The 1,892-nt window shown below is 70.6% G+C and carries 2 protein-coding genes and 1 pseudogene; 2 read left to right on the top strand and 1 reads right to left on the bottom strand.

All coding sequences use genetic code 11. The features are described 5' to 3' along the window. Together JF597_RS54555 and JF597_RS54550 are read left to right on the top strand one after the other, a co-directional pair. Window positions 1-183 (top strand): annotated as a pseudogene (locus JF597_RS54555) (hypothetical protein); the annotation flags it as partial. A 30-nt stretch (window positions 184-213) separates the two neighbouring features. Then, window positions 214-1,308, top strand: a complete 1,095-nt coding sequence (locus tag JF597_RS54550) for a phosphotransferase family protein (RefSeq protein ID WP_294014574.1) — start codon at window positions 214-216, stop codon at window positions 1,306-1,308. A 10-nt stretch (window positions 1,309-1,318) separates the two neighbouring features. On the opposite strand, the gene JF597_RS54545 is transcribed toward JF597_RS54550, so the two are convergent. Further along, window positions 1,319-1,753, bottom strand: coding sequence for a hypothetical protein (locus JF597_RS54545; protein WP_294014571.1), 435 nt, complete (start codon window positions 1,751-1,753; stop codon window positions 1,319-1,321). Between the last annotated feature and the right edge of the window lie 139 nt (window positions 1,754-1,892).

The raw sequence follows: 1,892 nt of genomic DNA, 5'->3' as shown, positions 1-1,892 counted from the left end.
GACTGGACCGACCGCCGCACCTACGACCTCGCCGAGCCGCACCCCCTGGCCGTGTTCGGCGTCACCGACCACGCGGCCCGCTTCCGGCTGGACGGCCGGACCGGCCACGGCGTCTTCGAGCACGGATCATTCGGACGGCACGACCCGAGCGGCTTCACCGGCTTCGACTCGGTGGCTCCGTGAGGCGGTCCCGGACACAAGGGAGTTGACGACGTGGCCACGGCACCCCGCCCCCGCACCACCACCCGCGACCCGGAGGAGCTGGCCGACCGCCTCACCGCCTGGCTCGGCACCCGCCTGCCCGGCGCCACGGCCGACGGTGTGACCGTCCCCGCCTCGAACGGCCTGTCCAGCGAAACCCTGCTCTTCGACATCGAACACCCCGAACCGCCCCTGCGCTCCTGCGCGTTGAGGCTCGCAGCGGATCCGTCGGCGTACACGGTCTTCCCGGTCTACGACATGGTCCGCCAGTACCGCACGATGGAAGTGGTGGGCCGCTTCTCGGACCTCCCCGTCCCCAAGGTGCAGTGGCTGGAGGAGGACCCGGGCCCCCTCGGGGCACCCTTCTTCGTCATGGAGCGCGTGCGCGGGCGCGTACCGCCGGATGTCATGCCCTACACCTACGAGGGCAACTGGCTGCACGCGGCGAGCGACACCGAGCGTGAGCACCTCGAGGCCGCCACGGTCGGACTGTTGGCACGCCTTCACGACCAAGTCCCCGTGCGGGAAGCGGCGTTCCTGGAGCTGCCCGGCGAGGGCGACGCACTGCGCCGCCATGTCACCGCCCAACGCGCGTACTACGACTGGGTGGTGGACGGACTCGCCCGCTCACCCCTCATCGAGCAGGCCTTCGACCGGCTGGAGCAGCTCTGGCCGCCCGACCCGGGCCCACCCGTCCTCAACTGGGGCGACGCACGCATCGGGAACGTGATCTACGACGGCTTCGACCCCGTCGCCGTCCTGGACTGGGAGATGGCGGCCCTGGCCCCGCGCGAGGTCGACCTCGGCTGGACGGTCTATCTGCACCGCTTCTTCCAGGACCTGACGGTCACCTTCGGCCAGCGCGGCCTGCCCGACTTCCTGCGCCGCGACCGGGTGGAGGCCCGCTATGCCCGACTCACCGGTCACACCCCGCGCGACATGGACTTCTTCACGCTCTACGCCGCGCTGCGCCACGCGATCGTCATGCTGCGCATCGCCTACCGCCAGGCGTTCTTCGGCGAGGTGGACCTCCCGCCGGACCCGGACACACTGATCCTGCACCACGGCAGCCTGCGAGCCATGGTGCAGGGCAGCTACTGGGACTGAGCGAGACGGCTCAGGCGGCCTGACCGCGCATCACCGGCACGCGCATGGGGCGCGAACCGGGGCCACCGACGTGCGAGAAAGGCTGGGTTCGCCAGTCGAGTCCCTGAGGGAGCGTCAACAGGAGGGCGGTGTCCTGCTTCTCGGGCTCCGCCGACTCGTCCGCCGACCGGGCCTCGGAGGCCTTGCGGCCGGTACCGGCGCAGACCGTGAGGCCGAAGGGGTTCCACGGCGAGGCGCACAGCGCGTGCTCCGGCAGCACCTCCTCGTCCGCCAGCAGGGCGATGGGCTGCGCGCAGTCCGGGCAGATCACCCGGTACATCTCGAAGGTGTCGTACGCGTCGAAGTCGTCGTCGAGAGCGTCGGGTTCGACGCCCTCCGGCTCGGACTCGACAACCGCGTGGAGGCGCTTGGGCGCGGTACGACCAGGACGCTGAAGACTCTGCATTGGGTTCTCCCCCTCGGACTGGGCCGAGACGGCGCTGCGGCCTCGACCACAGCAAGCACTTCCCGTCCCCTCATCGCGGTAATCACGAGACCATCACGGAGGTCGTTCGGTGCGTGTGGCCTTCGTCACATGCCGCTCG

It is taken from the genome of Streptomyces sp. (genome assembly GCF_019510245.1).
Taxonomy (GTDB): Bacteria; Actinomycetota; Actinomycetes; order Streptomycetales; family Streptomycetaceae; genus Streptomyces.
This window is presented reverse-complemented; position numbering and strand designations above follow the sequence as displayed.

Bases quoted from the DNA above. Each gene is read 5' to 3' on its own strand.
- JF597_RS54545 (WP_294014571.1), bottom strand. From the start codon at position 1,753: ATGCAGAGTCTTCAGCGTCCTGGTCGTACCGCGCCCAAGCGCCTCCAC.